This is a genomic window from Bradyrhizobium cosmicum, assembly GCF_032290525.1.
In the GTDB taxonomy this organism is placed as follows: Bacteria; Pseudomonadota; Alphaproteobacteria; order Rhizobiales; family Xanthobacteraceae; genus Bradyrhizobium; species Bradyrhizobium cosmicum_A.
This window is the reverse complement of sequence record NZ_JASXTA010000021.1, coordinates 61,662-83,327: the sequence shown is the minus strand read 5'-3', so window position 1 is coordinate 83,327 and position 21,666 is coordinate 61,662. Positions and strand designations below refer to the sequence as shown.

Below are 21,666 nucleotides of genomic sequence, written 5' to 3'. Positions count from 1 at the left end.
GCGCCATTTTTGGAAAGATACTTGCATGATTTGGAGCGTCGCATGAACGGGGGAAGTGTGATGCTCAAGGTCGGTGCGCTTTTGATCTCCGGTACGCTCGTCGGATCCTTCCCGGCCGCGCGCGCTGCCGAACTCTCCGGCGGCGTCATCAGGATTGGCATCATTAACGACCAGACCGGGCCATTGTCTGATTTGAGCGGGCCGGGTTCGATCGTTGCCGCCAGAATGGCGGTGGAAGATTTTCAAAAATCCATGCCGTCGATCAAGGTCGAGATCGTCGCCGCGGACCACCAGAACAAGCCTGATATCGGCGTCGGCATTGTCCGGAAATGGTTCGACGTCGATGGCGTCGACATGGTTGCCGACGTGTCCAACTCGGCCGTGGGCCTCGCGATCCAGTCCCAGGCGCGGGACAAGAACAAGATCGTGGTTTATTCGGCCGTCGCGACCACCGAACTGAATGGAAAGCAATGTTCGCGCAACGGCCTGGCCTGGCTGCACGATTCCTACAATCTGGTGTCGGGGCCGGTCCGTACGCTGGTCAGCCAGGGCTACGATACCTGGTTCTTTATCGCGGCCGATTATGCGTTCGGCAAGAACATGGTGCTGGAGTCGCAGCGCGTGCTGGCGGCGACAGGCGGCAAGTCGCTCGGCGCCGTGTATCACCCGATCGGCACTGCGGATTATAGTTCCTTCATCCTGCAGGCCCAGGCGTCCGGCGCCAAGGCCATCGCATTTGCCAATGCCGGCGAGCAGCTGGTGACCTTGATGAAGCAATGGAACGAGTTCGGCATGAACACCGGCAAGCAAAAGCCCGTCGCCGAGCTGATGTTCCTCACCGATGTTCATGCCATGGGCCCAAAAATCGCAAAAGGCCTGACCACGCTCACGGCGTGGTATTGGGCGTTGAACGACGAGACCAGGACGTTTGGCCAGCGCTTCTTCAAGCTGCGCGGCACCATGCCCACGGCCCCGCAGGCGGCCGTTTACTCCGGCGTCAGTCATTATTTGAAAGCCGTCGCAGCGGTCGGCAGCGATGCAACGGATCCGGTGCTGGAGAAAATGCGTGCGATGCCGGTTGACGATTTCTACGCCAGGGGCGCGAAGGTGCGCGAGGACGGCAAGCTGGTGCACGACTTCTACCTGGTTCAGGTGAAGGATCCAGCCGACGTCAAGGCCCCGTGGGAGTACTATGACGTCCTTGAAAAAGTTCCGAGCGCCGAGGTTTACGCCAGTTTGACTGAAAGTGAATGCCCGTTGATCAAGCCGCTCCATTGAGACGGCTGGAGCGTCATCACGCTGCAAGTTGGAGCTTTGAACAAGGGGCGAGGCCGTAGGGAAGTCCAGCCGGAGGCGTGATCCGCCGCTGTAGTTTAAACGAGATGGCGGATTACGCTACGCTAGATCGGCTCGTAGTTTTCCGATCCGCAGATATCGTCCGCCTCCGCGCGGCGGCGATCGACGACATTTCCTCCATTGATGGTCACGATGTAGATCTGGGTGCCGAGCGCGGAGCCGGTCGCAGAGGTGAGCTGTGCGCGGACGCAAGCCGTCCATCCCGGTCCCCGTACCTCGCGATGGGGCGGGGCGACGTGCACCTCGCGCGGATAGGACGTGCTCAGGAACACCACGCCGATCTGCTCGCGCACCACGCGCTTGACGTCGGGAGCTTGCTCGGGCGGCGGCTGCTCGGTCTCCTTCATGCGCATGAACTCGGGCACCGGCGCGCGGCTGTCGGCAAAGCCGCAGCCACCGAGCGCGAGCGCGCCGGCCATCAGCGTCGCATGAGCAACAATCCGCAACATCCGTGAAGGTCCCCTGCGGGCCAACAGATAGGCAGGAATGCGGTCCGGCGAAGTCCCGGCTGATCAAGATTTGCTGAAGTCAGGTCTTACCGAGGGTCAGCCCGCGGCATTTGCTATTGCGGGAATGCAAGCTAGTTTGTACCCCACGCGAGGGGGATTGCACCAATGAGGATTTTGGTCATAGCAGCCGCAATGCTGGCACTGACGGCTGCCTCGGCCGAGGCGCAGGGGCGTGGCAGAGGCCAGCCGAATGAAGGCGCGCCCAAGGCTGACAACAAGCCCAAGGTCGACGAGAAGGCCTACAAGGCCGCGCTCGAGCGCATTCCCGAACCCAAGGAGAAATACGACCCGTGGAGCGGCGCGCGCCCGGCTGAACCTGCCAAGAAGTCGAAATAAGCGGGGCGGGCGTTGGCGACCCGCCCGTATCGTTCGGCCGCTCTCCTCGCTCTCCTGACGTTCCTCTTGCTTTTGGCGCGGCCATGCATCGCCTGGGAGAGTTGGGGCGGCGACGCCGGCGGCTCGCGCTTCTCGCCCTTGCGGCAGATCACGCCCGACAATGTCGGCAATCTGGTTCGGGCTTTCGAATTCCGCACCGGCGATCTTGCCTCGCGTCCACCCGAGGTGATGCGGCGAACCAAGTTCCAGGCCACGCCGTTGTTCGTCGAGGACAGCCTGATCTTCTGCTCGCCCTTCAACGAGGTGGTCGCGCTCGATCCCGGCACGGGCGCGCAGAAGTGGCGATTCGATCCGAAGATCGCGATCAACCAGCGTCCCGCCAATCGCTACGTCTGCCGCGGCGTCACTTGGTGGATCGACGACGAGGCGCCCGCGAATGCCGCCTGCCGATCGCGCATCTTCATGGGCACGAACGATGTCCGCCTGATCGCGCTCGATGCGAAGACGGGAATTCCCTGCGCCGGTTTCGGCAATGGCGGCGAGGTCAGGCCCGAGATCGGCATGCCCCTGGACTGGCCCGGCGAATTCCAGATCACCTCGCCGCCGGCGGTCGGCCGCGGTGTCGTCGTGGTCGGCTCCGCGATCGGCGACAATCGCCGCGTCGACGCGCCCAGCGGCGTCGTGCGCGCGTATGATGCCCGCAGCGGCCAGCCGCGCTGGACTTTCGAGCCGCTCAAGCGCGCCGGCATCGAAGCCGGTCACGCCAATGTCTGGGCGCCGATGTCGGTCGACGCAGCGCGCGGACTCGTATTCCTGCCGACATCCTCGCCGTCACCGGATTTTTGGGGCGGCCGGCGGCCGGGCAATAACGAGCACGCCAATTCGGTGGTCGCGCTTCGCATCGAGACCGGCGAGCTCGTGTGGGCGTTCCAGACCGTGCATCACGATGTCTGGGATTACGATCTGCCGGCGCAGCCGACGCTCACGCGCATCGACACCGGTGACGGCCAGCGCGACGTCGTGATCCAGCCGACCAAGCAAGGCTTTGTCTTCGTGCTCGATCGCGACACGGGCGAGCCGGTGTGGCCGGTGGAAGAGCGCGCGGTGCCGCAGGGCGGCGCGGAAGGCGAGGCCTTGTCGCCGACGCAGCCATTCCCGACGCATGTGCCGGCGTTGATGTCGCAGAAAATCTCGACCGAGGATGCGCTCTCGCTGTTGCCCGGCTTGGGCCGGTCGTCCTGCGAACGCCAGTTCGCAGGTGCGCGCAACGAGGGTCTGTTCACGCCGCCTTCAGTGCAGGGCACGCTGGAGTTTCCCTTCACCGGTGGCGGCGTGAACTGGGGCAGCGCTGCTTTCGACCCGCTCAACCAGATCCTCTATGCCAACACGGGCCGCGCCGTTCATCTCATCAAGCTGATCCCGCGCGCCGAGGCTGCCGGATACAACCCGCCACCTGGCCACGATTTCGGCCAGCAGCGCGGCGCGTCGTTCGCGATGTCGCGTTGGGTGATGGTGTCGCCACTCGGTCTGCTCTGCAACAAGCCGCCCTGGGGCGAGATGGTCGCGGTCGACCTGAAGGCCGGCAAGATCCTCTGGCGTTCGACGGTCGGCACCACCGAAGACCTGGCGCCGCTCGGCGTGCCGCTGCCGTGGGGCGCGCCGCTCGTCAACGGCCTCGCGGTCACCGCAGGCGGGCTCGTCTTCACCGGCGCGATGGACGCTTACTTGCGTGCCTTCGATGCGCGCAGCGGCAGGGAGCTGTGGCAGGGCCGGTTGCCGGTACCCGGCGTCGCCAATCCCATGACCTATCTCTGGAAGGGCGAGCAGTATGTCGCGATCGGTGCCGGCGGCCACTCCGAGGCAGGCACCTCGATCGGCGACAGCGTCGTTGCGTTCCGCCTGGCACGACCGGATGAAGGGCCGTCGCTGTGGTCGCGCACGATCGATCGTCCCGGCGGACGATTTCTTGCGGCCTCGTCGGCGATCGTGATCGCGGTCGTCGCGCTTGCGATCGCGGGCCCGCGCTGGCGACGCCGTCGTCGTATCACGCAGTCATAATCGCATTGTGGACGCGGTGCGAACCGTCGTTCATATCGTGCGCATTACTGCACGAAGGCGAGGCCGATGCGCCTGTCGCTGCGCCAGACGGGGCGGCAATTCCGCACGAAATTGTCGCGCGCGATCGAGAGTGTGAATGATTGCGGCAATGCGACGGGGGAATCGATGTCGATCGCGGCTCCGCCTGCCGACATGTTTCGCACCGTGCACGCGATGCCGCTGCTATCGAAGGTGATCGTTCCGCCCTTGAAAACACGGTAACGCTGCGCTGCACGTTTCTCGATCATCCGCATTATTCCATAGTGACGATTATGAATTAGTGCATAGAAATTACGTTGAACTAAACTCAATACTGGCGCTATTTGCACGGCGCTTCAGACTTCGTTTACGACGTTGCAGCGGACCGAAGTGCGGGTGTGTCGCCCTTCGGTCTGTTGCTTCGACACGATCGTGATGGAGAGCCGCGGTGCGCCTCGCGCTCACGCGGCTCTCGTCTTTGGGATCACCCCGGCAGCATCGCGAACGCGCTCGACACCATCGCCACCGGCTTGCTGTCGGCGGCCGAGAGCAATGTGACGCGGCCAAAGCTCATGGTGCGTCCGAGCCGCACCACGCGGGCGTCAGCCAGCACGTCCGACGAGGAGACCGCACGCATGAAATGCGTGGTCTGGTCGACCGTCGTCATCGGACGGTAACCGCGGTTGGCGGCGAGGTTGGCGATCACCATCGCGGTGTCGGCAAGCGCCATCAGCGCCTGGCCGCAGACCAGGCCCCCGTTGCGGCACAGCCGCTCCGAGAACGGCATGCGCAAGAGCGCGCCCGGTTGCCAGTCCGGCGCGTCCGCTGGCGGCGCATGCTCGATGCGCTCGACGGAGAGGTTGAGGTCGAGGACCCAGGGCGCAAAGACCTCGCCGAGGATGCGTCTTGCATCGGTGATGCCGAACTCGGCTTCTGGCTGCGATGGCATTGCTGTCGGTCCCTCCTGTGTTGCCGGATGTTTCGGCCATCTTGCGCGGATCGGCGCAGCAAAGTCACCCGGTCTTGCGTCGGCCCGCCGGCTTGAAAATGCCCGACTTCGCCCGGTATGATGGCGCGCTTGGGAGCGGGTGGACGATGTTGCGTCGGTGTGTCCTCGTGTTTTCGCTGGTGGCGCTCGGCCTCGTGCTGAGCGGGTGCACCAGGTGCGGCCCGATCTGGGACGACTGGCTGCACGCGCCGAAATCGTGCAGATCGGACCGGCTCTAGCGCGACATTCGGCCCCGGGCGGGCCGTTGGCAGGCGAGCCGTTGACAGAAATGACAGGGCGCGGTTGATCCGCACCTGGATGGATGATCAAGGAGTGAGTAATGAAGCTTTTCCGTATGGCGGCGGTGTTGCTGGCCGTCGCGTCGGGACCGGCCTATGCGCAAATGCCAAATCTCAATTTGCTGCAGGACGGCCCTGGCAAGACCCCCGAGGAGAAGGCCGCGGAAGCCGAGCGTGACAAGGCCTACAAGGAAACGCTGAAGAAGATTCCGGACTCCAAGGCGTCCAACGATCCCTGGGGCGGCATGCGCTCCGATCCGCCGAAGCAGGCGGCCGCGCCGAAGGCCTCGGCCGCAACCAGCACGCCCAAGAAGAAGTCCGGTGCGACCGCCAATTGACTTTCTGCCCAATCGGGGCGGCTGACGCCTCCGGCCGGGACTCCTCTTCGGCCGGCCCGCTTCCTACATCTTCGAGAGCGTATTGCGTTGAGGAGGAACGGCATGGCCGATCGTCCGCGGGATCTCGCCGAGCGGATGGCGCGCCGGCGCAAGATGGGCGACAAGCCGGGCGAAAGCTGTGGCGACGGTTACCTGCGCGAGACTTTCACGCTGCCGCGTGCGGCGGCGCGGGCAAGAGCCGAAGCCTTCTTCGCCCGCTACCCCAAGGCCGGCTACATGAGTGCGGTCGAGACCTGGCGTGAGCTGCCCGGCGGCGACATCGAATTCACCATGCGACGGCTGCCCAGCGCCGACTAGACCGCCGGGCCTATTCCAAGGTTTCCGCGACGATACGGATCCGGAACACGGGCTCTTTGGCCTCGTCCAGCAACTCCATGTGCCATTCGGTATTTTCATGCAGCTTGCGGGCGATGCCGGCGGCCATGTCGGCGCAGACGCTGGTCATCTCCTTCCAGGCCGTATTGCGATCGGCAAATTCCGTCGCCTGGTCGGCACAGCCGGAATAGCGGCCGTTCCGGATTCGAAAGAAGTAGAGCGGCATGACTGGCACCGGTCGCGTGAAGGAGGCCCCGCCTCCCGGGCCATGGGCGCGTGCAATGCAACCCGAAATCAGGGACAGATCAATTCCGGGCCGCTACGGGCGGGTACCTCGCGGGTACGCCGCGGTTCCCTGATGGGCTGCGGCGGCCCCGGGTCGGGTCATGCGGTCTTGTTCAAGGCGTCTTTGTTCAAGGCGTTTTGCGCCCGATCGCCTTCAGCTCCCGATCGATACGCAGTTGCACCCGCCGGATCGCGAGTAGATCGAACTTTGTCTCGGTCTTGCCTCTCTTTGTCTCCTCGCCGATGCGGAACTGCCACTGCCAGATTCCCGGAATCGCCGTCTTGGCAACGCTGAACTCGACGCCCCTGTGATTCATGGTCGCCTCCACGATTCACTTTCCATCACACGTGAACATGTTGGCCGTCACACTATTCCCGCGACAAGTATAATTTGCCGATAAGTCTTGGATAATTCCCCGAAACCCCGAGGCGCGCGCAGTCCGAAGCAAACGAACAGGATTATCGAAAAACCGCGTGCACGGACTCCGGCAAGGAAGAGCAATTCTTCCGGTCTTTCCGGCAAGCCGTTCGCGCTGAGGAACTTTGTTCATGGTCGGAGAACCACGGGCAGGAGGGCTGACTTGAATCTCGCTGGTCCGGGTTCCGACGCCATTTCAACTGGGCTGAACCGCCATGCCCAATGCGGCAGACGCCAGCTTGTCATGATCGTGTTCACTGCGAGCGGTATCCGGGTTCCATCAGTGTCTTGTGGAACCCGGAACGGCCGCGGCCATTCGAAGCGAGCGGATGTGTTCGACGTTTTTCCACTTTTGCGTGTCGTGCATCCATGCTCTGTTGTGAACGACGGTTCGAAGGTGAATGTCACGAAGAGGAAGGCGTGAACTGGCTGAAACATCTTGTTCTGCGCTGGGGTGCACGGAATTTCTCGCTCGTCTGTCCTCGTTGCCGGCACCCCGCGTCCTCGACGACGTTCAGGCGCGGGCGTTTCATGCTCGGTGACGAGAAGCTCTCTTGCGAAGAGTGTGGCGAGGACAGTGTCGTCACGTTCTGGCGCTTCGAGGGGTTCTCGTCCCGCTCCGATTGCGTCGAAGCGATGCGCCGCACGCGGCTGTCCGACCAGCGGCACTGATGCAAGGCCGGCGATGCGATCGGTCGTCGCGGCCCATTTTGGAATTCAGTATCGCGCGGCATATGCCTTGCTTGTCCTCATGACGGCCAACAACATGGGCGCCTCATGCTCGGCATTCCCCGTCGCTACTCTCATTTCGTCTTCGGTGTCATCCAGTCCGGTCTGACTTCGCTGATCGCAGCGGGCATCGCCAGCTTTCCGGCAAGTGGCGCAATGGTCTTCCTCGAGCACTGGATGGTGTCGTGGCTGATCGCATGGGCGGCGATGCTGCCGATCGTGCTGCTGGCTGCGCCTGCGATCCGCGCCTTCTCGCTGCGGCTGACGCGGGAGGAGGGGGCCTTGTGAGCTGGATGGTAGGCATGAAAAAACCCGCTTGGAGAGCCAAGCGGGTGGAAGGTTATTGGAGGCTGAGGTGCTGGGCTGCAACACCGTAAGCCAAGCGACCCTAGCCGGTTGAGCTTACGACAGCCTGACAGCAGATCGGCTTCCGGCCCGGGTCCGGGCCCACAGGCAGAAAACCCCGCTCCGGCTGGAGCGGGGTCCTCGGCTTGGTATGGAGGCCCGGTGTTGGTCCACCGGGCAGGGCCAGACTAGGAGACCAGGCTTACACGCGCCTGACGGCAGCACCGACGCTGGGTCGAGACAGCCGCAGACTGGCCCCGCACCCGTCCCAATTTGGCCACCCGATCGCACCACTGGAGCCACACGCCTCGGCGAGATTCCGCATCGTCCGGCGCTGCCATGGGGGAAACGTGGCACGCCGGCAGCGGGGTGGCATCATGGATAACGTAGAGCGGTCATTCGCCGCCGCGACGGCGGCTGGCTTCGTCGTGCTGGTGATCGGCATCGTGCTGCTGGCGCTGATGTAGCGCGGCGGGAGGGGACCTGGGCCGATTCACCGAGATCGGCACTCATCGCCCTCGGCTCAAAAAATTGAAAACAACCCCATGCACAGTAGGCAGCCGGGCGATTTTGCTGTCGAATCAACGATTTAGCTATGGTGGTCCGATACCTTTAGCGCGTGCAACCCGCCTCCTGGGGCGCATCCCGATGCGCGATGCAGGCTGTCCGAGGTGAACAGGCGACCGCTCCTCGCGGCCAACCTTCTGCGAGGCGGATCCCGGCGGGTCGGTCGGCTATCCCCACCGGCGCGCCTCGGCCGGATCCGAAGCCCGGCGCTCGCGGACCTTAGTGGACCTTGATCTCGTCCAGGGGAAGGCGGAGCTCGGCGGCGCGCTCCTCGCGGTCCTTCTTGCGGAACTCGTTTTCCTTCCGCTCGAACTTCACCATCTCCTCATGCGCCGACGCCAGGAGGCGATTGCGCCTGTTTGCGTCGTGATGCGTATTTTTCGTCATAGGTCCCCACTGTGGCGGTCCCGACCCAGGCAAAACCCCACGACCGCGAAAAGTTCGGTGCGGCAGGATTACGGAATTATGACGGCGGCCGGGCACGCGTCTTCGATGCGCGTCAGATTCGGTCGAAGAATCGACCGCGAGATCGCACATACAGAGCGGCAGGAGGCCGCCGGCCGCGGGTCCTCACCAGGTGAGGTAGCGGAAACAGGCCAGCGCCAAAATCCGGGTACTGTCCTAGTTGGGACACTCGCCATTTAAAATTAGGACAGGCCCCGATTCACTTTTGTTATGGCAAGGATTTGTTAACCGGGAAAAACTGGCAACCTCGGGCTGGCAGAGCCGTTTCATTTCGGAATTATTGAAACCCGGAAGCGTAAGGGGTCGCTGTCTCTAAGACAGCGGCCCTTGCTTTGGAACGTTGCTGCTGTTGCCACGTTTTCCCGGTAGCCCTTCCCCGAGGGCGTGTACCGGCCCCAGCTCGCAATCCCCATTGCCCCCCAGAGCTGGGGCCATTTCGTTTGCACTCGCGGGTGGGGAATTGGGAAAGTCGCTAGCTCGGATTGAACACGTCACCGAGGATGGTTTTCCACCACGCGACCATGGGTGAGCAGGGATGGCTTCAGCGCGATTTCAAGCGACGCCTCACTAGGGGTTAAATACGGACAGTGCCCAAATCCGCAAAAGAACATATTGCGAACCTAGAACAAATAGGGTACACTGCTTTTATCGACGACCCGCCGCGCCAATCGTTTGTCCCCCTAGCGAATCCTCGCCATAAGGAGCACGACCCAATGTCCAATACTGCCCTGCGTATCGTCGAAGGATCTTCCATGGACAAGAGTAAAGCTCTGGCCGCAGCGCTCTCCCAGATCGAGCGCCAGTTCGGCAAGGGCTCGGTGATGAAGCTCGGCAAGAACGACCGTTCGATGGATGTCGAGGCGGTCTCCTCGGGCTCGCTCGGGCTTGATATCGCGCTCGGCATCGGTGGCCTGCCGAAGGGGCGCGTCGTCGAAATCTACGGTCCGGAATCCTCGGGCAAGACCACGCTGGCGCTGCACACGGTGGCGGAAGGGCAGAAGAAGGGCGGCATCTGCGCCTTCATCGACGCCGAGCACGCGCTCGACCCGGTCTATGCCCGCAAGCTGGGCGTCAACATCGACGAGCTCCTGATCTCGCAGCCGGACACCGGCGAGCAGGCGCTGGAAATCTGCGACACGCTGGTGCGCTCAGGCGCGGTCGACGTTCTCGTGGTCGATTCGGTCGCGGCGCTGGTGCCGAAGGCCGAGCTCGAGGGTGAGATGGGCGATGCGCTGCCGGGCCTCCAGGCCCGCCTGATGAGCCAGGCGCTGCGCAAGCTGACGGCCTCGATCAACAAGTCCAACACCATGGTGATCTTCATCAACCAGATCCGCATGAAGATCGGTGTGATGTACGGCTCGCCGGAGACCACCACCGGCGGCAACGCGCTGAAATTCTACGCTTCCGTCCGCCTCGACATCCGCCGCATCGGCGCGATCAAGGAGCGCGACGAAGTGGTCGGCAACACCACGCGCGTCAAGGTCGTCAAGAACAAGCTGGCGCCGCCGTTCAAGCAGGTCGAGTTCGACATCATGTACGGCGAGGGCGTCTCCAAGATGGGCGAGATACTCGATCTCGGCGTCAAGGCCGGCATCGTCGAGAAATCAGGTGCCTGGTTCTCCTATGACAGCCAGCGTCTCGGCCAGGGCCGCGAGAACTCCAAGGCGTTCCTGAAGGCCAACCCCGACATCACCGCCAAGATCGAGACCTCGATCCGCCAGAACTCCGGCCTGATCGCCGAGCAGATTTTGGCCGGCACCCCCGAGCGTGATGCCGATGGCGATGAGCCGGCGGACGAGTAAGCTTTAACGCGAAGAGTTTTTCGCGAGGAGCGGGCGCTGAGGACGTTGAGTTGCCGACGTCGTCAGTGCCCGTTTCGTTTTGGCGTGTGGGGTGGGGGCCATGAAGAATGTGATCCTGCCAGGATGAAGGTCCGTTTTCGCTGGAGATGCACGACGATTCAACCCGCTTCGATCGGTACAAGCGGTCGCAATTGTCGCTGACCGAGTTCGGCAAGGCGGTGCTGGAAGGCGACCAGAATTTTCGTCGGCACAACCGGATTGATCGCTGGTGGGGCGGTACTCACCTGACCAATGAGCGGCTCTGGCGGTGGGACGGCGAGACCCGCGCCCTTGTCGCGCCCGAATGACTATTGCGTATCAATTTGAGAGGCAATCGTGTCCCATTTGATCCTGGCGACGAACGATCGGGCGGAGAGCAGGCTTCGCCAGACGCGCCTCGCGAATGTCGTGCTCGGACTCTATCCACGCTTCGTCTGGAGGAAATTGCCTTCCGAGGAGCGGCTTTTGACAGGGCTGGAGCGCCGATCGGCAAAGCACTGCAATCCCGGCGATCACTGGCTCGATGACGTTTGTCGCGGCTCGCTGGAGGGGTTCGGGACGCGGGATGTCGGTTTGTTCGAACTGTGTGCGAAGTTCGACTCGATCGAAATATGGGTCGACCCGCTGCCCAATGATCAACTCGTGCTGGTCTGGCTGCTCGACCTGCTGCGCCCCTACAAGGAGATCACGACGAAACTGAGCCTGGTGCATACGGACGACAAGGTTGCCAACTATGCCCCGGAGTCTGTCGCAAAATGGAAGCTGCCGGCCTTCAAGGTAACCGACAACCATTTGGTGGCCGCAAGCCGCGCCTGGCGAGCCCACCGGGCTGAAACGCCGGAATCTTGTTTCGATCTGCTGATGACGGATCTGGCGATCCTGCCGAGACTTCGATCGGCGCTGGTTGCGGTGCTCGAAGCTTCCGGACAGCGTGACGGGACTCGGTGCCAGCGAAATGGATCTGCTGGATTTTGTGAACGACAGGCACACCGACCCGAGGCGCGTCTGCGAGGCGAGCTGGCTTCGCGATGTGTTCGACGAAAACGACGCGAGAGATGCCTTGCTCGAACTGGCGGAATATTCGTCGCCGCCGGTGCTGTTGGGCGATCCGTTGTTCGACAATGAGGATCGCTACTTCGGCAGGAGCGAGTGGAAGGTCACGCTGACTGAACTCGGTCGTTCGCTTTTGGCCCGCGAAGACGACATGTGGCGCCACAATCCGATCAAACGTTGGTGGGGCGGTACTGAACTCACCAACGAGCGACTCTGGCGGTGGGATCGCGAGACGCGCTCGTTGGTTGCGCCCTAGATGCGTGTTCCGTGCCGTAGGGTGGGTTAGCGAAGCGTAACCCACCTCTTCCATTTCCTCGGAGACCGAAGTGGTGGGTTGCGCCAGCGACTGCGCTTCGCGCAGCCGGTGGCTAACCCACCCTACAAACGGTTACTCAGCGGCTTCCGCATAATCGCTGACCGGCGGGCACGAGCACACCAGGTTGCGGTCGCCGTAGACGTTGTCGACGCGGCCGACCGGGCTCCAGTATTTGTCGGTGCGCGAGGTGCCTGCGGGGAAGCAGCCTTCGCTGCGCGTATAGGCGCGATTCCACGCATCATCCGCGATGTCGTGCACGGTGTGCGGAGCGTGGCGCAGCGGCGATGCTTCGATCTTGAAGCGGCCGGCCTCGACCTCGGCGATCTCCTTGCGGATCGCGATCATGGCATCGCAGAAGCGATCCAGCTCCGCCTTGGACTCCGATTCGGTCGGCTCGATCATCAGCGTGCCCGGGACCGGGAAGCTCATGGTCGGGGCGTGGAAGCCGTAATCGATCAGGCGCTTGGCGATGTCGTCGACGGTGACGCCGCTGGTCGTCTTCAGCGCGCGGGGATCGACGATGCACTCATGCGCGACGCGACCCTTCTCGTTCTTGTAGAGCACCGGGAAGTGCGGATCGAGCCGTGCTGCGATGTAGTTGGCGTTGAGGATCGCGATCTCGGTGGCGCGCTTGAGGCCGTCGCCGCCCATCATCAGAATGTAGATGTAGGAGATGGTCAGGATCGAGGCCGAGCCGAACGGCGCGGCGGAGACCGGACCGACCGGCGCGTCGCCTTGCGCCGCGGGGTGACCCGGCAGGAATGGCGCCAGATGGGCCTTGACGCCGATCGGGCCCATGCCGGGACCGCCGCCGCCATGCGGAATGCAGAACGTCTTGTGCAGGTTGAGATGGCTGACATCGGCGCCGTAATCGCCGGGCCTGGATAGGCCGACCTGCGCGTTGAGGTTTGCGCCATCCAGATACACCTGGCCGCCATGGCCATGGACGATGTCGCAGATCTCGCGAATGTGCTCCTCGAACACGCCATGGGTCGAGGGATAGGTGATCATGACCGCGGCGAGATTGGCCGAATGCTTTTCCCCCTTGGCGCGGAGATCATTGACGTCGACGTCGCCGTTCTTTTCGCAGGCGACCACCACCACGTCCATGCCGACCATCGCGGCGGAGGCCGGATTGGTGCCGTGGGCGGAGGAGGGGATCAGGCAGATTTTTCGGTGGCTCTCCCCGCGCGCCGCATGATAACCGCGGATCGCCAGCAACCCGGCATATTCGCCTTGCGCGCCGGAGTTGGGCTGCAGCGAAATCGCGTCATAGCCGGTGATGTCGCACAGCCATTTTTCCAGCCGCGCAAACAGCGCGTGATAGCCGCGTGCCTGCTCGCGCGGCGCGAACGGGTGCAGCGAGCCGAATTCCGGCCAGGTCAGCGGCATCATTTCGGTGGTCGCGTTCAGCTTCATCGTGCACGAGCCGAGCGGGATCATGGCGCGGTCGAGCGCGAGGTCGCGGTCGCTGAGCTTGCGCATGTAGCGCAGCATCTCGGTCTCCGAGCGATGCGCGTGGAACACGGGATGGGTCAGGAAAGCGGTCCCGCGCTTCAGCGCCTCCGGCAGCGCCTCGCGCGTGGTGGCGTCGATCTCGGCGTAGGAAAGCTGGCCGCCGAAGGCGCGCCAGACCGCTTCGACGGTTGCAGGCGTCGTGGTCTCGTCGAGCGCGATGCGCAAGCTGGTGTCTCCGATGTCGAGATTGATCTTCTCGGCGGCCGCGCGCGCGACGATCTCGGCGCGCTTGCTACCTGCGTCGACGCTGAGCGTGTCGAAGAAGGTTTCCGATTGCAGCGCAAAGCCGAGCTTGCGCAGGCCGGCCGCGAGCACGGCGGCGCGGCGATGCACATTGCGCGCGATCTGCGAGAGGCCCTCGGGGCCGTGATAGACCGCATACATCGAGGCGATCACGGCGAGCAGCACCTGTGCGGTGCAGATGTTGGAGGTCGCCTTCTCGCGGCGGATGTGCTGCTCGCGGGTCTGCAGCGCGAGGCGATAGGCCGGCATCCCGCGCGAATCCACGGAGAGGCCGACGATGCGGCCGGGCAGCGAGCGCTTCAGCGCGTCGCGCACCGCCATATAGGCCGCGTGCGGTCCGCCATAGCCCATCGGCACGCCAAAACGCTGCGCCGAACCGATCGCGATGTCGGCTCCTAGCTCTCCGGGCGAGGCGAGCAGCGTCAGCGCCAAGAGATCGGCGGCAATGATCGCGAGCGCGCCCTTTGCCTTCAGGCTGGCGATCGCAGGCCTGAGGTCGCGCACCGCGCCCGATGTTCCCGGATATTGCAGCAGCGCGCCGAGCACGTCGGCCTTGTCGAGATCGGTGAGGGGATCGCCGACGATCAGCTTCCAACCCAGCGGCTCTGCGCGGGTGCGCATCACAGCGAGCGTCTGCGGATGCACGTCCTTGTCGACGAAGAAGGCTTTCGCTTCCACCTTCGAGTGCCGCTCGGCGAGCGCCATGGCTTCGGCCGCGGCGGTGGCTTCATCGAGCAGCGAGGCGTTGGCGACGTCGAGCCCGGTGAGATCGCAGATCATGGTCTGGAAGTTGAGCAGCGCCTCCAGCCGGCCCTGGCTGATCTCGGGCTGGTAGGGCGTGTAGGCCGTGTACCAGGCCGGGTTCTCCAGAATGTTGCGCTGGATCACCGCGGGCAGGATCGTGCCGGAATAGCCTTGGCCGATCAGCGAAGTGAAGACCTGATTGTCGCGCGCGAGCTCGGCCATATGTGCGATCGCTTCGCTTTCGCTGAGCGCCTTGCCGAGATCGAGCGGGGCGGCCTGCCGGATCGAAGCCGGCAGCGTCTCCGCCATCAGCGCGTCGACGCTTTTCGCCCCGACGGTCTCCAGCATCGAGGCGACATCGCGCGCCGACGGGCCGATGTGGCGGCAAGCGAAAGTGGCGGCGGTCTCGCCGCTGGATTTACGGTGCGCGGTCATCGCTTGCTCCATCGTCCTTAAGCCGTATGCGCCTTGTAGGCGGCTTCATCCATGAGGCCGCCGAGCTCGCCCTTGTCGGCAATTCTGATCTTGAAGAACCAGGCGGCGCCTTGCGCATCCGTATTGACCAGCGCCGGCTCGGCGGCGAGCGCAGCATTGGTTTCGAGCACTTCGCCCGTGACAGGCGCGTAGACGTCGGAGGCAGCCTTCACGGATTCAACCACCGCTGCAGCTTCCGCCTTCTTCAGCACGCGCCCGAGCTTGGGCAGCTCGACGAACACGACATCGCCGAGCTGCTGCTGCGCGTAATCGGTGATCCCGACGGTGGCGACGTCGCCGTCGATGGCCAGCCATTCATGGTCGGAGGTGTACAGCGTCGTGGTCATTGTCGATCCTCAGCGTTTGTAGGTGTTTTTCACGAAGGGCATGGCGGCGACGGTGAGCGGCAGCCGCTGGCCGCGCACCTCGGCGAAGATTTGTGTGCCGAGCGCGCTCTGGCTGGTGGGCACATAGCCCATCGCCACCGGCGCGTTCAGGCTGGGGCCGAAACCGCCCGAGGTGACCTTTCCGACCGGCTCGCCGCCTGCGCTATCAGCAAACAGCAGCGCGCCCTCGCGCACCGGCGCGCGGCCCTGGGCGAGCAGGCCGACGCGGCGGCGGGATGCGCCGTCATCGAAATGAGCGAGAATCTTTTCCGCCCCGGGAAAGCCGCCGGCGCGGGCGCCGCCGGTGCGGCGGGTCTTCTGCACCGACCATTCCAGCGCGGCCTCGACCGGCGTGGTCGTGGTGTCGATGTCGTGGCCGTAGAGGCAGAGCCCGGCTTCCAGCCGCAGGCTGTCCCGGGCGCCGAGGCCGATCGGCATCACGTCAGGGTTTTCAAGGAGGGTCTTGGCGAGGCGCTCGGCATCCGCAGCGGGTACCGAAATCTCAAAACCGTCCTCGCCGGTGTAGCCTGAGCGCGAGACGAAACAGTCGAGCCCCGCAACCCTGTGCGGGCCGGCGTCCATGAACTTCATGGCGGGCGCCTCTGCACACAATTTCGCCAGCGCGGCTTCCGCCTTCGGGCCCTGCAGCGCGATCAGCGCGCGGTCCGCAAGGTGCTCGATCACGCAGTCGCCCGAGAGATTCGCGCGCAGATGCGCCTCGTCCTGTTCCTTGCAGGCGGCGTTGACGACCAGGAACAGGTGATTGCCGAAATTGGCGACCATCAGATCGTCCAGAAGGCCGCCCTCGGCATTGGTGAACTGGGCATAGCGCTGCCGCCCCGGCGCGATCGCCACGATGTCCTGCGGCACCAGCCGCTCCAGCGCGCGGGCGGCATCCTCGATCCTCCCGGACTTCGGCAGCAAGCGGATCTGGCCCATGTGGGAGACGTCGAACAGGCCGGCGGAGGAGCGGGTATGGAGGTGTTCCTTCAGGACGCCGGCCGGATATTGCACGGGCATGTCATAGCCCGCGAACGGCACCATCTTGCCGCCAAGCGCCACATGCAGGTCGTAAAGGGGGGTGCGTTTCAGGGAGTCTTTGTCGTCACGCGCAAGCATTACGGGGCCCTCGGCGGTTACCCGGGAACGATTTCCCGTGGACACCAGTCGAAGCCCCATCTGTCGCTGTGCCTGAGAGTATTATCCCGTCGGCGGACGTCGTCCGGGGTCTAACCCCGTCGGCGCCTCTTTCCAGATGTCGTCAAAGCCACGCGGTCCTTTTGCCTGAGAGTTTCCGGGGCGGTTGCTCCTTCGGCGCCGGCTACCAAGTTGCCGGTCTCTCCCGACGTGGCCGTACGATACAGATGGGTAGAGACCACAAGGCAGCCAAGCCTGTCAACGCAGCTTCGGCTCCTTTCAACGGGAATGAGCGCCTGCGGCAACCCACTGATCCATCTGCACAGTTTCTGGACAGCGAAGCTGGCCTTGTCTAAAAGCGCTCTGACCCGCAGATATCAGCCCAGACTTGCGTTTGGACGGCCAGGACGCGGGTCCAAGCACACCCGATTGGATGAACATGAGCGGCGTCAACGAGATCAGGTCGACCTTTCTGAACTTCTTTGCCGAGAACGGCCACGAGATCGTGTCGTCCTCGCCATTGGTGCCGCGCAACGACCCGACGTTGATGTTCACCAATGCCGGCATGGTGCAGTTCAAGAACGTCTTCACCGGGGTGGAGAAGCGGCCCTATCAGCGCGCCACCACCTCGCAGAAATGCGTGCGTGCCGGCGGCAAGCACAACGATCTCGACAATGTCGGCTACACCGCGCGCCATCTCACCTTCTTCGAGATGCTGGGCAATTTCTCGTTCGGCGACTATTTCAAGGAGCGCGCGATCGAGCTCGCCTGGACGCTGATCACCCGGGAGTTCGGGTTGAAGAAGGACAAGCTGCTCGTCACCGTCTATCACACCGACGACGAGGCGGCCGGCCTGTGGAAGAAGATCGCCGGCTTCTCCGACGACCGCATCATCCGCATCCCGACCTCGGACAATTTCTGGGCGATGGGCGACACCGGCCCGTGCGGGCCGTGCTCTGAGATCTTCATCGATCGCGGCGACCACATCTGGGGCGGACCTCCGGGCTCGCCGGAAGAGGACGGCGACCGCTTCCTCGAGTTCTGGAACCTGGTGTTCATGCAGTACGAGCAGGTGACGAAGGAGGAGCGCGTGGCGCTGCCGCGTCCCTCGATCGACACCGGAATGGGCCTGGAGCGCATGGCCTGCATCATGCAGGGCGTCGACAGCGTGTTCGAGACCGATCTGTTCCGTCATCTGATCGACGCGACTGCGTCCGCGCTCGGCAGTGGACCGGACGAGAAGACCGTGGCCTCGTTCCGCGTCATTGCCGACCATCTGCGTTCCTCGGCCTTCCTCGTCGCCGACGGCGTGCTGCCCTCGAACGAGGGCCGCGGCTATGTGCTGCGCCGGATCATGCGCCGCGCGATGCGCCATGCGCAGCTGCTCGGGGCGAAAGAGCCGCTGATGCATCGGCTGGTCTGGGCGCTGGTGCGCGAGATGGGCCAGGCCTATCCCGAGCTGATGCGCGCGGAAAACCTGATCGAGGAAACGTTGCGGCTGGAAGAGACCCGGTTCCGCAAGACCCTGGTGCGCGGCCTTGCCATCCTCGACGAGAAGAGCGCGTCCCTGAAGAAGGGCGACATGTTCGACGGCGACGTCGCCTTCACGCTCTACGACACCTATGGCTTCCCGCTCGATCTGACCCAGGACGCGCTGAAGTCGCGCGGCATCGGTGTGGACCAGTCCGCCTTCAGCGACGCGATGGAGCGCCAGAAGGCCAAGGCGCGCGAGTCGTGGAAGGGGTCGGGCGAGGCGGCATCCGAAGCGATCTGGTTCCCGCTGCGCGAGAAGCTCGGCGCCACCGAATTTTTGGGCTACGAGACCGAAAGCGCAGAGGGCGTGGTGACCGCGCTGGTGAAGGACGGCAAGGAAGCCGCCGGCCTCAAGGCCGGCGACACCGGCGCCATCGTGCTGAACCAGACGCCGTTCTATGCGGAGTCCGGCGGTCAGGTCGGCGACACCGGCGTGCTGACGGGCGAGGGCGGCATCAAGTTCCGCGTCACCGACACGCAGAAGAAGCTCGGCGATTTCTTCGTTCACGTCGGCACGTTGGAGAGCGGCGAAGTCAAGCTCGGCACCGCGCTGCAGCTCGAGGTCGATCATTCGCGTCGTTCCTCGATCCGCGCGCATCACTCGGCGACGCATCTCATTCACGAGGCGCTGCGCCAGGTGCTCGGCGATCACATCGCCCAGCGCGGCTCGATGGTTGCGCCGGATCGCTTGCGCTTCGACTTCGTGCATCCGAAGCCGATCACGGCGGAAGAGCTCGCCCGCGTCGAGGACATCGCCAACGACGTGGTGCTGGAGAACGACGAGGTCACCACGCGCGTGATGGGCGTGGATGAGGCCCGCGAGGCCGGCGCGCGCGCGCTGTTCGGCGAGAAATATGGCGACGAGGTCCGCGTGGTCTCGATGGGCCGGACCGCGCGCGAGCGCGGCGCCAACGCGCTCGGCTGGTCGGTCGAACTCTGCGGCGGCACCCACGTCAAGCGCACCGGCGATATCGGCCTGATCACGCTGACCGGCGAGAGCGCGGTTGCCTCCGGCGTGCGCCGCATCGAGGCGCTGACCGGCAATTACGCGCGCCGGCACGCCAACGACACCATGGCGCTGGCCAAGACCGCAGCGAACGAGCTGCGCACCTCGATCGACGACGTCCCGGCGCGCATTGCCGCGCTGATGGAGGAGCGCAAGAAGCTCGAGCGCGAGCTCTCCGACGCCCGCAAGAAGCTCGCAATGGGCGGCGGCGCGTCCGCCGGCAGCAATGGCGCGGCCAGCGGCGTGCGCGAGGTCGGCGACGTCAAGCTGATGGCGCGCGCGGTCGAAGGCATCGAGATGAAGGATCTCAAGAGCCTTGCCGACGACGGCAAGAAGCAGATCGGCTCCGGGGTGGTCGCCATCGTCGGCGTCACCGAGGACGGCAAGGCCGGCGTGGTGGTCGGCGTCACTGCGGATCTCACCGCGCGCTTCAATGCCGTGAATTTGGTGCGGATTGCCTCCGAGGCGCTCGGCGGCAAGGGCGGCGGCGGCCGGCCCGACATGGCGCAGGCCGGCGGTCCCGATGGTGCCAATGCGGCCGCGGCGCTGACCGCGATCGAAAAAGCCATGATCGGCGCGTGAGGCCGTGCGCCTCGTTCCGCGAGGAATCGGGTTTCGCGATCCCGACTTGAGGGATCGCCTCTACGAATTGCTGGAGCACGATCCGCTGGCCTCCTCTGCCGGGTCGCGCTTCATCCAGCTGATCATCGGCGTCATCGTGCTCGACGTCGCCGCGATGATTCTCGCCTCGGTGCCGGAGCTGGACGCGCAGTTCGGCGCGCTGTTCTCAGCGATCACCATCTTGTCGGTGGTTGTGTTCGCGCTGGAATATGCCGCGCGGCTATGGACGGTGGCGGGCCACACACCGCGCAAGGGCTCGGCGCTGGCCGACCGGCTCGGCTATGCGTTCTCGGCACTCGGCATTATCGACCTCATGGCATTCCTGCCCGCGGCAATCGTGCTGGCCACCGGACGGCACGCGACGCTGGCGGCCCTCGGCGTACTGCCGTTCTTCAAGCTAGTGCGGTACTCGCCGGCGATGCGCTCGCTGCTCGCGGCCGTGCATGCCGAGCGGCGGGCGCTGATCGGCTGCATCGTCATCCTGACCGGGGCGGTGCTGACGTTCGCCTCGCTGCTCTACGCCATCGAGCGCGACGTGCAGCCCAGCAAGCTTGGCACCATTCCGGACGCGATGTGGTGGGCGATCGTGACGCTCGGCACCGTCGGCTATGGCGACGTCGTGCCGGTGACGGCGCTCGGAAAATTCGTTTCGGTATTCGCGATCATCTCGGGCTTCGCTATGATCGCGCTGCCGGTCGCGATCATCTCCACCGCTTTTGCCGAAGAGCTGAAGCGGCGCGACTTCGTCGTCACCTGGGACATGCTGGCGCGGGTGCCGCTGTTCTCGCATCTTTCGGCGTCCGAGATCGCCGACATCATGCGGCTGCTCCGCGCCCGCACCATCGAGCAGGGCGAGGTTTTGGTGCGGCGGGGCGATGCCGCCTCGTCGATGTATTTCATCAGCGCCGGCGAGGTCGAGATCGCGCTGCCGAGCCAGCAGGTGCGGCTCGCCGACGGCACCTTCTTCGGCGAGATCGCGCTGCTGCACAAGACCAAACGCAGCGGCACGGTAACGGCCACCCGCAAGACGCGCCTGCTCGTGCTCGACGCCCAGGATTTTCACGCCCTGATCGCGCGCATGCCGACGCTGGCTGCACATGTCCACAAGACCGCGAAAGCGCGGCTGGAGGAGACTGGCGATCTTGCGGCGGGGGAGCTGGCGCAGGGCGAGCGGGAGGGCACCGATCGCTGAGCGATCAGCCCTTCTTCAGGAAAACGTACACTGCCGAGTAGGTCGCGCTTCTAAACTCGCCAGCCTTGTCGCATGTGCCGTCGAGCTTGCCGCCAAGGGTGTTGGTGCGCTGGACCGTGGTGACGGGAGTGAGGACGCCACTGCCGCGGTGAGCTGTCACTTCCAGCTTCAGCCAGGGGATGTCGGCCGCGGTTGCGCCCGGCGCGTTGCCGATTGCCTTGCCGACCACCGCGCTGCCGTCGGCGTGTTCCCAGTTCGGCCCGGCATAGTGCCGTCCGACCGTCTTGCCCTCGGCCAGCAGCGTGGCGATCGGCTCGCGGAACGCCCAGGCGAGCTTGCCGTCCGTGCCCGCCTTGCATTCATAGACCTGTGCGCCCTCGGCGTGGACACTGAGCACGACGGTCTCGCCGGGCGCGGCGATGGCTTCGGGGAGCGGCTCTGCGGCCGCAGCCGGTCCAGCGAGCAACATCAGACAGGGAACGGCAAGCTTGATCGACATGGTCGCATCTCCGCGCG

Annotated in this window: 22 protein-coding genes, 1 pseudogene and 1 riboswitch; of the genes and pseudogenes, 13 read left to right on the top strand and 10 right to left on the bottom strand. The window is 64.5% G+C overall.

Annotated elements, in window-relative coordinates; genetic code table 11:
• Positions 1–42: 42 nt before the first annotated feature.
• Positions 43–1,278: an ABC transporter substrate-binding protein gene (locus tag QSV46_RS30755; protein ID WP_314960472.1), complete on the top strand. Its 1,236-nt coding sequence runs from the start codon at positions 43–45 to the stop codon at positions 1,276–1,278.
• A 122-nt stretch (positions 1,279–1,400) separates the two neighbouring features.
• Here the strand turns inward: QSV46_RS30755 and QSV46_RS30750 are convergent, their stop codons facing one another.
• Entirely contained in the window at positions 1,401–1,805 is a 405-nt protein-coding gene (locus QSV46_RS30750) for a hypothetical protein (protein WP_314960471.1), read from the bottom strand.
• Positions 1,806–1,970: 165 nt separating this feature from the next.
• On the opposite strand from QSV46_RS30750, the gene QSV46_RS30745 reads away from it, so the two are divergent.
• Both QSV46_RS30745 and QSV46_RS30740 read left to right on the top strand, forming a co-directional pair.
• Positions 1,971–2,201: a hypothetical protein gene (locus tag QSV46_RS30745; RefSeq protein ID WP_314960470.1), complete on the top strand. Its 231-nt coding sequence runs from the start codon at positions 1,971–1,973 to the stop codon at positions 2,199–2,201.
• A gap of 12 nt (positions 2,202–2,213) precedes the next feature.
• Positions 2,214–4,259 carry a pyrroloquinoline quinone-dependent dehydrogenase gene (locus tag QSV46_RS30740; protein WP_409997224.1) on the top strand — a complete coding sequence of 682 codons (2,046 nt, stop codon included), beginning with the start codon at positions 2,214–2,216 and terminating at the stop codon, positions 4,257–4,259.
• Positions 4,260–4,303: 44 nt separating this feature from the next.
• On the opposite strand, the gene QSV46_RS30735 is transcribed toward QSV46_RS30740, so the two are convergent.
• Positions 4,304–4,546, bottom strand: coding sequence for a PilZ domain-containing protein (locus QSV46_RS30735; protein WP_314960468.1), 243 nt, complete (start codon positions 4,544–4,546; stop codon positions 4,304–4,306).
• Positions 4,547–4,761: 215 nt separating this feature from the next.
• Positions 4,762–5,226 (bottom strand): PaaI family thioesterase, encoded by a 465-nt coding sequence (locus QSV46_RS30730; RefSeq protein ID WP_314960466.1) that lies wholly within the window; start codon positions 5,224–5,226, stop codon positions 4,762–4,764.
• A gap of 379 nt (positions 5,227–5,605) precedes the next feature.
• On the opposite strand from QSV46_RS30730, the gene QSV46_RS30725 reads away from it, so the two are divergent.
• The gene (locus tag QSV46_RS30725) at positions 5,606–5,902 is read left to right on the top strand and encodes a hypothetical protein (RefSeq protein ID WP_314960464.1); all 297 of its coding nucleotides are present in this window, start codon (positions 5,606–5,608) and stop codon (positions 5,900–5,902) included.
• Between the two features lie 102 nt (positions 5,903–6,004).
• Positions 6,005–6,259 (top strand): hypothetical protein, encoded by a 255-nt coding sequence (locus tag QSV46_RS30720; RefSeq protein ID WP_314960462.1) that lies wholly within the window; start codon positions 6,005–6,007, stop codon positions 6,257–6,259.
• 10 nt (positions 6,260–6,269) lie between these two features.
• On the opposite strand, the gene QSV46_RS30715 is transcribed toward QSV46_RS30720, so the two are convergent.
• A complete protein-coding gene (locus tag QSV46_RS30715; protein WP_314960460.1) occupies positions 6,270–6,503 on the bottom strand; it encodes a DUF6894 family protein in 234 nt (77 codons plus the stop codon).
• 187 nt (positions 6,504–6,690) lie between these two features.
• The gene (locus QSV46_RS30710) at positions 6,691–6,879 is read right to left on the bottom strand and encodes a hypothetical protein (protein WP_314960619.1); all 189 of its coding nucleotides are present in this window, start codon (positions 6,877–6,879) and stop codon (positions 6,691–6,693) included.
• Between the two features lie 521 nt (positions 6,880–7,400).
• Between QSV46_RS30710 and QSV46_RS30705 the strand changes: the two genes are divergently transcribed.
• Together QSV46_RS30705 and QSV46_RS30700 are read left to right on the top strand one after the other, a co-directional pair.
• Positions 7,401–7,652 carry a hypothetical protein gene (locus QSV46_RS30705; protein ID WP_314960459.1) on the top strand — a complete coding sequence of 84 codons (252 nt, stop codon included), beginning with the start codon at positions 7,401–7,403 and terminating at the stop codon, positions 7,650–7,652.
• 105 nt (positions 7,653–7,757) lie between these two features.
• Positions 7,758–7,997, top strand: a complete 240-nt coding sequence (locus tag QSV46_RS30700) for a DUF2798 domain-containing protein (protein ID WP_314960458.1) — start codon at positions 7,758–7,760, stop codon at positions 7,995–7,997.
• A gap of 843 nt (positions 7,998–8,840) precedes the next feature.
• Here QSV46_RS30700 and QSV46_RS30695 read toward each other — a convergent pair.
• Positions 8,841–9,008: a hypothetical protein gene (locus QSV46_RS30695; RefSeq protein ID WP_314960457.1), complete on the bottom strand. Its 168-nt coding sequence runs from the start codon at positions 9,006–9,008 to the stop codon at positions 8,841–8,843.
• 791 nt (positions 9,009–9,799) lie between these two features.
• On the opposite strand from QSV46_RS30695, the gene recA reads away from it, so the two are divergent.
• From recA to QSV46_RS30675, 4 genes and pseudogenes are all read left to right on the top strand, one after another.
• Positions 9,800–10,888, top strand: coding sequence for a recombinase RecA (gene recA, locus QSV46_RS30690; protein WP_314960456.1), 1,089 nt, complete (start codon positions 9,800–9,802; stop codon positions 10,886–10,888).
• A gap of 125 nt (positions 10,889–11,013) precedes the next feature.
• Positions 11,014–11,235: pseudogene (locus QSV46_RS30685) on the top strand (hypothetical protein); the annotation flags it as partial.
• A gap of 28 nt (positions 11,236–11,263) precedes the next feature.
• Positions 11,264–12,052 (top strand): hypothetical protein, encoded by a 789-nt coding sequence (locus QSV46_RS30680; protein ID WP_314960454.1) that lies wholly within the window; start codon positions 11,264–11,266, stop codon positions 12,050–12,052.
• Positions 11,988–12,236, top strand: a complete 249-nt coding sequence (locus QSV46_RS30675; protein ID WP_314960453.1) for a hypothetical protein — start codon at positions 11,988–11,990, stop codon at positions 12,234–12,236. The genes QSV46_RS30680 and QSV46_RS30675 overlap by 65 nt, the downstream gene beginning before the upstream one ends.
• A gap of 132 nt (positions 12,237–12,368) precedes the next feature.
• On the opposite strand, the gene gcvP is transcribed toward QSV46_RS30675, so the two are convergent.
• From gcvP to gcvT, 3 genes are read right to left on the bottom strand one after another with little or no spacing between them, the layout of a single operon-like run.
• On the bottom strand, positions 12,369–15,236 hold the full coding sequence (gcvP, locus tag QSV46_RS30670) for an aminomethyl-transferring glycine dehydrogenase (protein WP_314960451.1): 2,868 nt from the start codon (positions 15,234–15,236) through the stop codon (positions 12,369–12,371).
• Between the two features lie 17 nt (positions 15,237–15,253).
• A complete protein-coding gene (gcvH, locus tag QSV46_RS30665; protein WP_314960448.1) occupies positions 15,254–15,622 on the bottom strand; it encodes a glycine cleavage system protein GcvH in 369 nt (122 codons plus the stop codon).
• A gap of 9 nt (positions 15,623–15,631) precedes the next feature.
• Positions 15,632–16,780: a glycine cleavage system aminomethyltransferase GcvT gene (gene gcvT / locus QSV46_RS30660; protein ID WP_314960446.1), complete on the bottom strand. Its 1,149-nt coding sequence runs from the start codon at positions 16,778–16,780 to the stop codon at positions 15,632–15,634.
• 144 nt (positions 16,781–16,924) lie between these two features.
• Positions 16,925–17,016, bottom strand: a riboswitch (glycine riboswitch).
• A 221-nt stretch (positions 17,017–17,237) separates the two neighbouring features.
• On the opposite strand from gcvT, the gene alaS reads away from it, so the two are divergent.
• Positions 17,238–19,919 carry an alanine--tRNA ligase gene (gene alaS, locus QSV46_RS30655; protein ID WP_314960445.1) on the top strand — a complete coding sequence of 894 codons (2,682 nt, stop codon included), beginning with the start codon at positions 17,238–17,240 and terminating at the stop codon, positions 19,917–19,919.
• Between the two features lie 4 nt (positions 19,920–19,923).
• A complete protein-coding gene (locus tag QSV46_RS30650; RefSeq protein ID WP_314960443.1) occupies positions 19,924–21,150 on the top strand; it encodes a cyclic nucleotide-gated ion channel in 1,227 nt (408 codons plus the stop codon).
• Between the two features lie 4 nt (positions 21,151–21,154).
• On the opposite strand, the gene QSV46_RS30645 is transcribed toward QSV46_RS30650, so the two are convergent.
• Complete coding sequence (locus QSV46_RS30645; RefSeq protein WP_314960441.1) at positions 21,155–21,649, bottom strand: DUF3455 domain-containing protein; 495 nt, start codon at positions 21,647–21,649, stop codon at positions 21,155–21,157.
• Positions 21,650–21,666: the final 17 nt, after the last annotated feature.

Bases quoted from the DNA above. Each gene is read 5' to 3' on its own strand.
- QSV46_RS30755 (WP_314960472.1), top strand. From the start codon at position 43: ATGAACGGGGGAAGTGTGATGCTCAAGGTCGGTGCGCTTTTGATCTCC.
- QSV46_RS30750 (WP_314960471.1), bottom strand. From the start codon at position 1,805: ATGTTGCGGATTGTTGCTCATGCGACGCTGATGGCCGGCGCGCTCGCG.
- QSV46_RS30745 (WP_314960470.1), top strand. From the start codon at position 1,971: ATGAGGATTTTGGTCATAGCAGCCGCAATGCTGGCACTGACGGCTGCC.
- QSV46_RS30735 (WP_314960468.1), bottom strand. From the start codon at position 4,546: ATGATCGAGAAACGTGCAGCGCAGCGTTACCGTGTTTTCAAGGGCGGA.
- QSV46_RS30730 (WP_314960466.1), bottom strand. From the start codon at position 5,226: ATGCCATCGCAGCCAGAAGCCGAGTTCGGCATCACCGATGCAAGACGC.
- QSV46_RS30725 (WP_314960464.1), top strand. From the start codon at position 5,606: ATGAAGCTTTTCCGTATGGCGGCGGTGTTGCTGGCCGTCGCGTCGGGA.
- QSV46_RS30720 (WP_314960462.1), top strand. From the start codon at position 6,005: ATGGCCGATCGTCCGCGGGATCTCGCCGAGCGGATGGCGCGCCGGCGC.
- QSV46_RS30715 (WP_314960460.1), bottom strand. From the start codon at position 6,503: ATGCCGCTCTACTTCTTTCGAATCCGGAACGGCCGCTATTCCGGCTGT.
- QSV46_RS30710 (WP_314960619.1), bottom strand. From the start codon at position 6,879: ATGAATCACAGGGGCGTCGAGTTCAGCGTTGCCAAGACGGCGATTCCG.
- QSV46_RS30700 (WP_314960458.1), top strand. From the start codon at position 7,758: ATGCTCGGCATTCCCCGTCGCTACTCTCATTTCGTCTTCGGTGTCATC.
- QSV46_RS30695 (WP_314960457.1), bottom strand. From the start codon at position 9,008: ATGACGAAAAATACGCATCACGACGCAAACAGGCGCAATCGCCTCCTG.
- recA (WP_314960456.1), top strand. From the start codon at position 9,800: ATGTCCAATACTGCCCTGCGTATCGTCGAAGGATCTTCCATGGACAAG.
- gcvP (WP_314960451.1), bottom strand. From the start codon at position 15,236: ATGACCGCGCACCGTAAATCCAGCGGCGAGACCGCCGCCACTTTCGCT.
- gcvH (WP_314960448.1), bottom strand. From the start codon at position 15,622: ATGACCACGACGCTGTACACCTCCGACCATGAATGGCTGGCCATCGAC.
- gcvT (WP_314960446.1), bottom strand. From the start codon at position 16,780: ATGCTTGCGCGTGACGACAAAGACTCCCTGAAACGCACCCCCCTTTAC.
- alaS (WP_314960445.1), top strand. From the start codon at position 17,238: ATGAGCGGCGTCAACGAGATCAGGTCGACCTTTCTGAACTTCTTTGCC.
- QSV46_RS30645 (WP_314960441.1), bottom strand. From the start codon at position 21,649: ATGTCGATCAAGCTTGCCGTTCCCTGTCTGATGTTGCTCGCTGGACCG.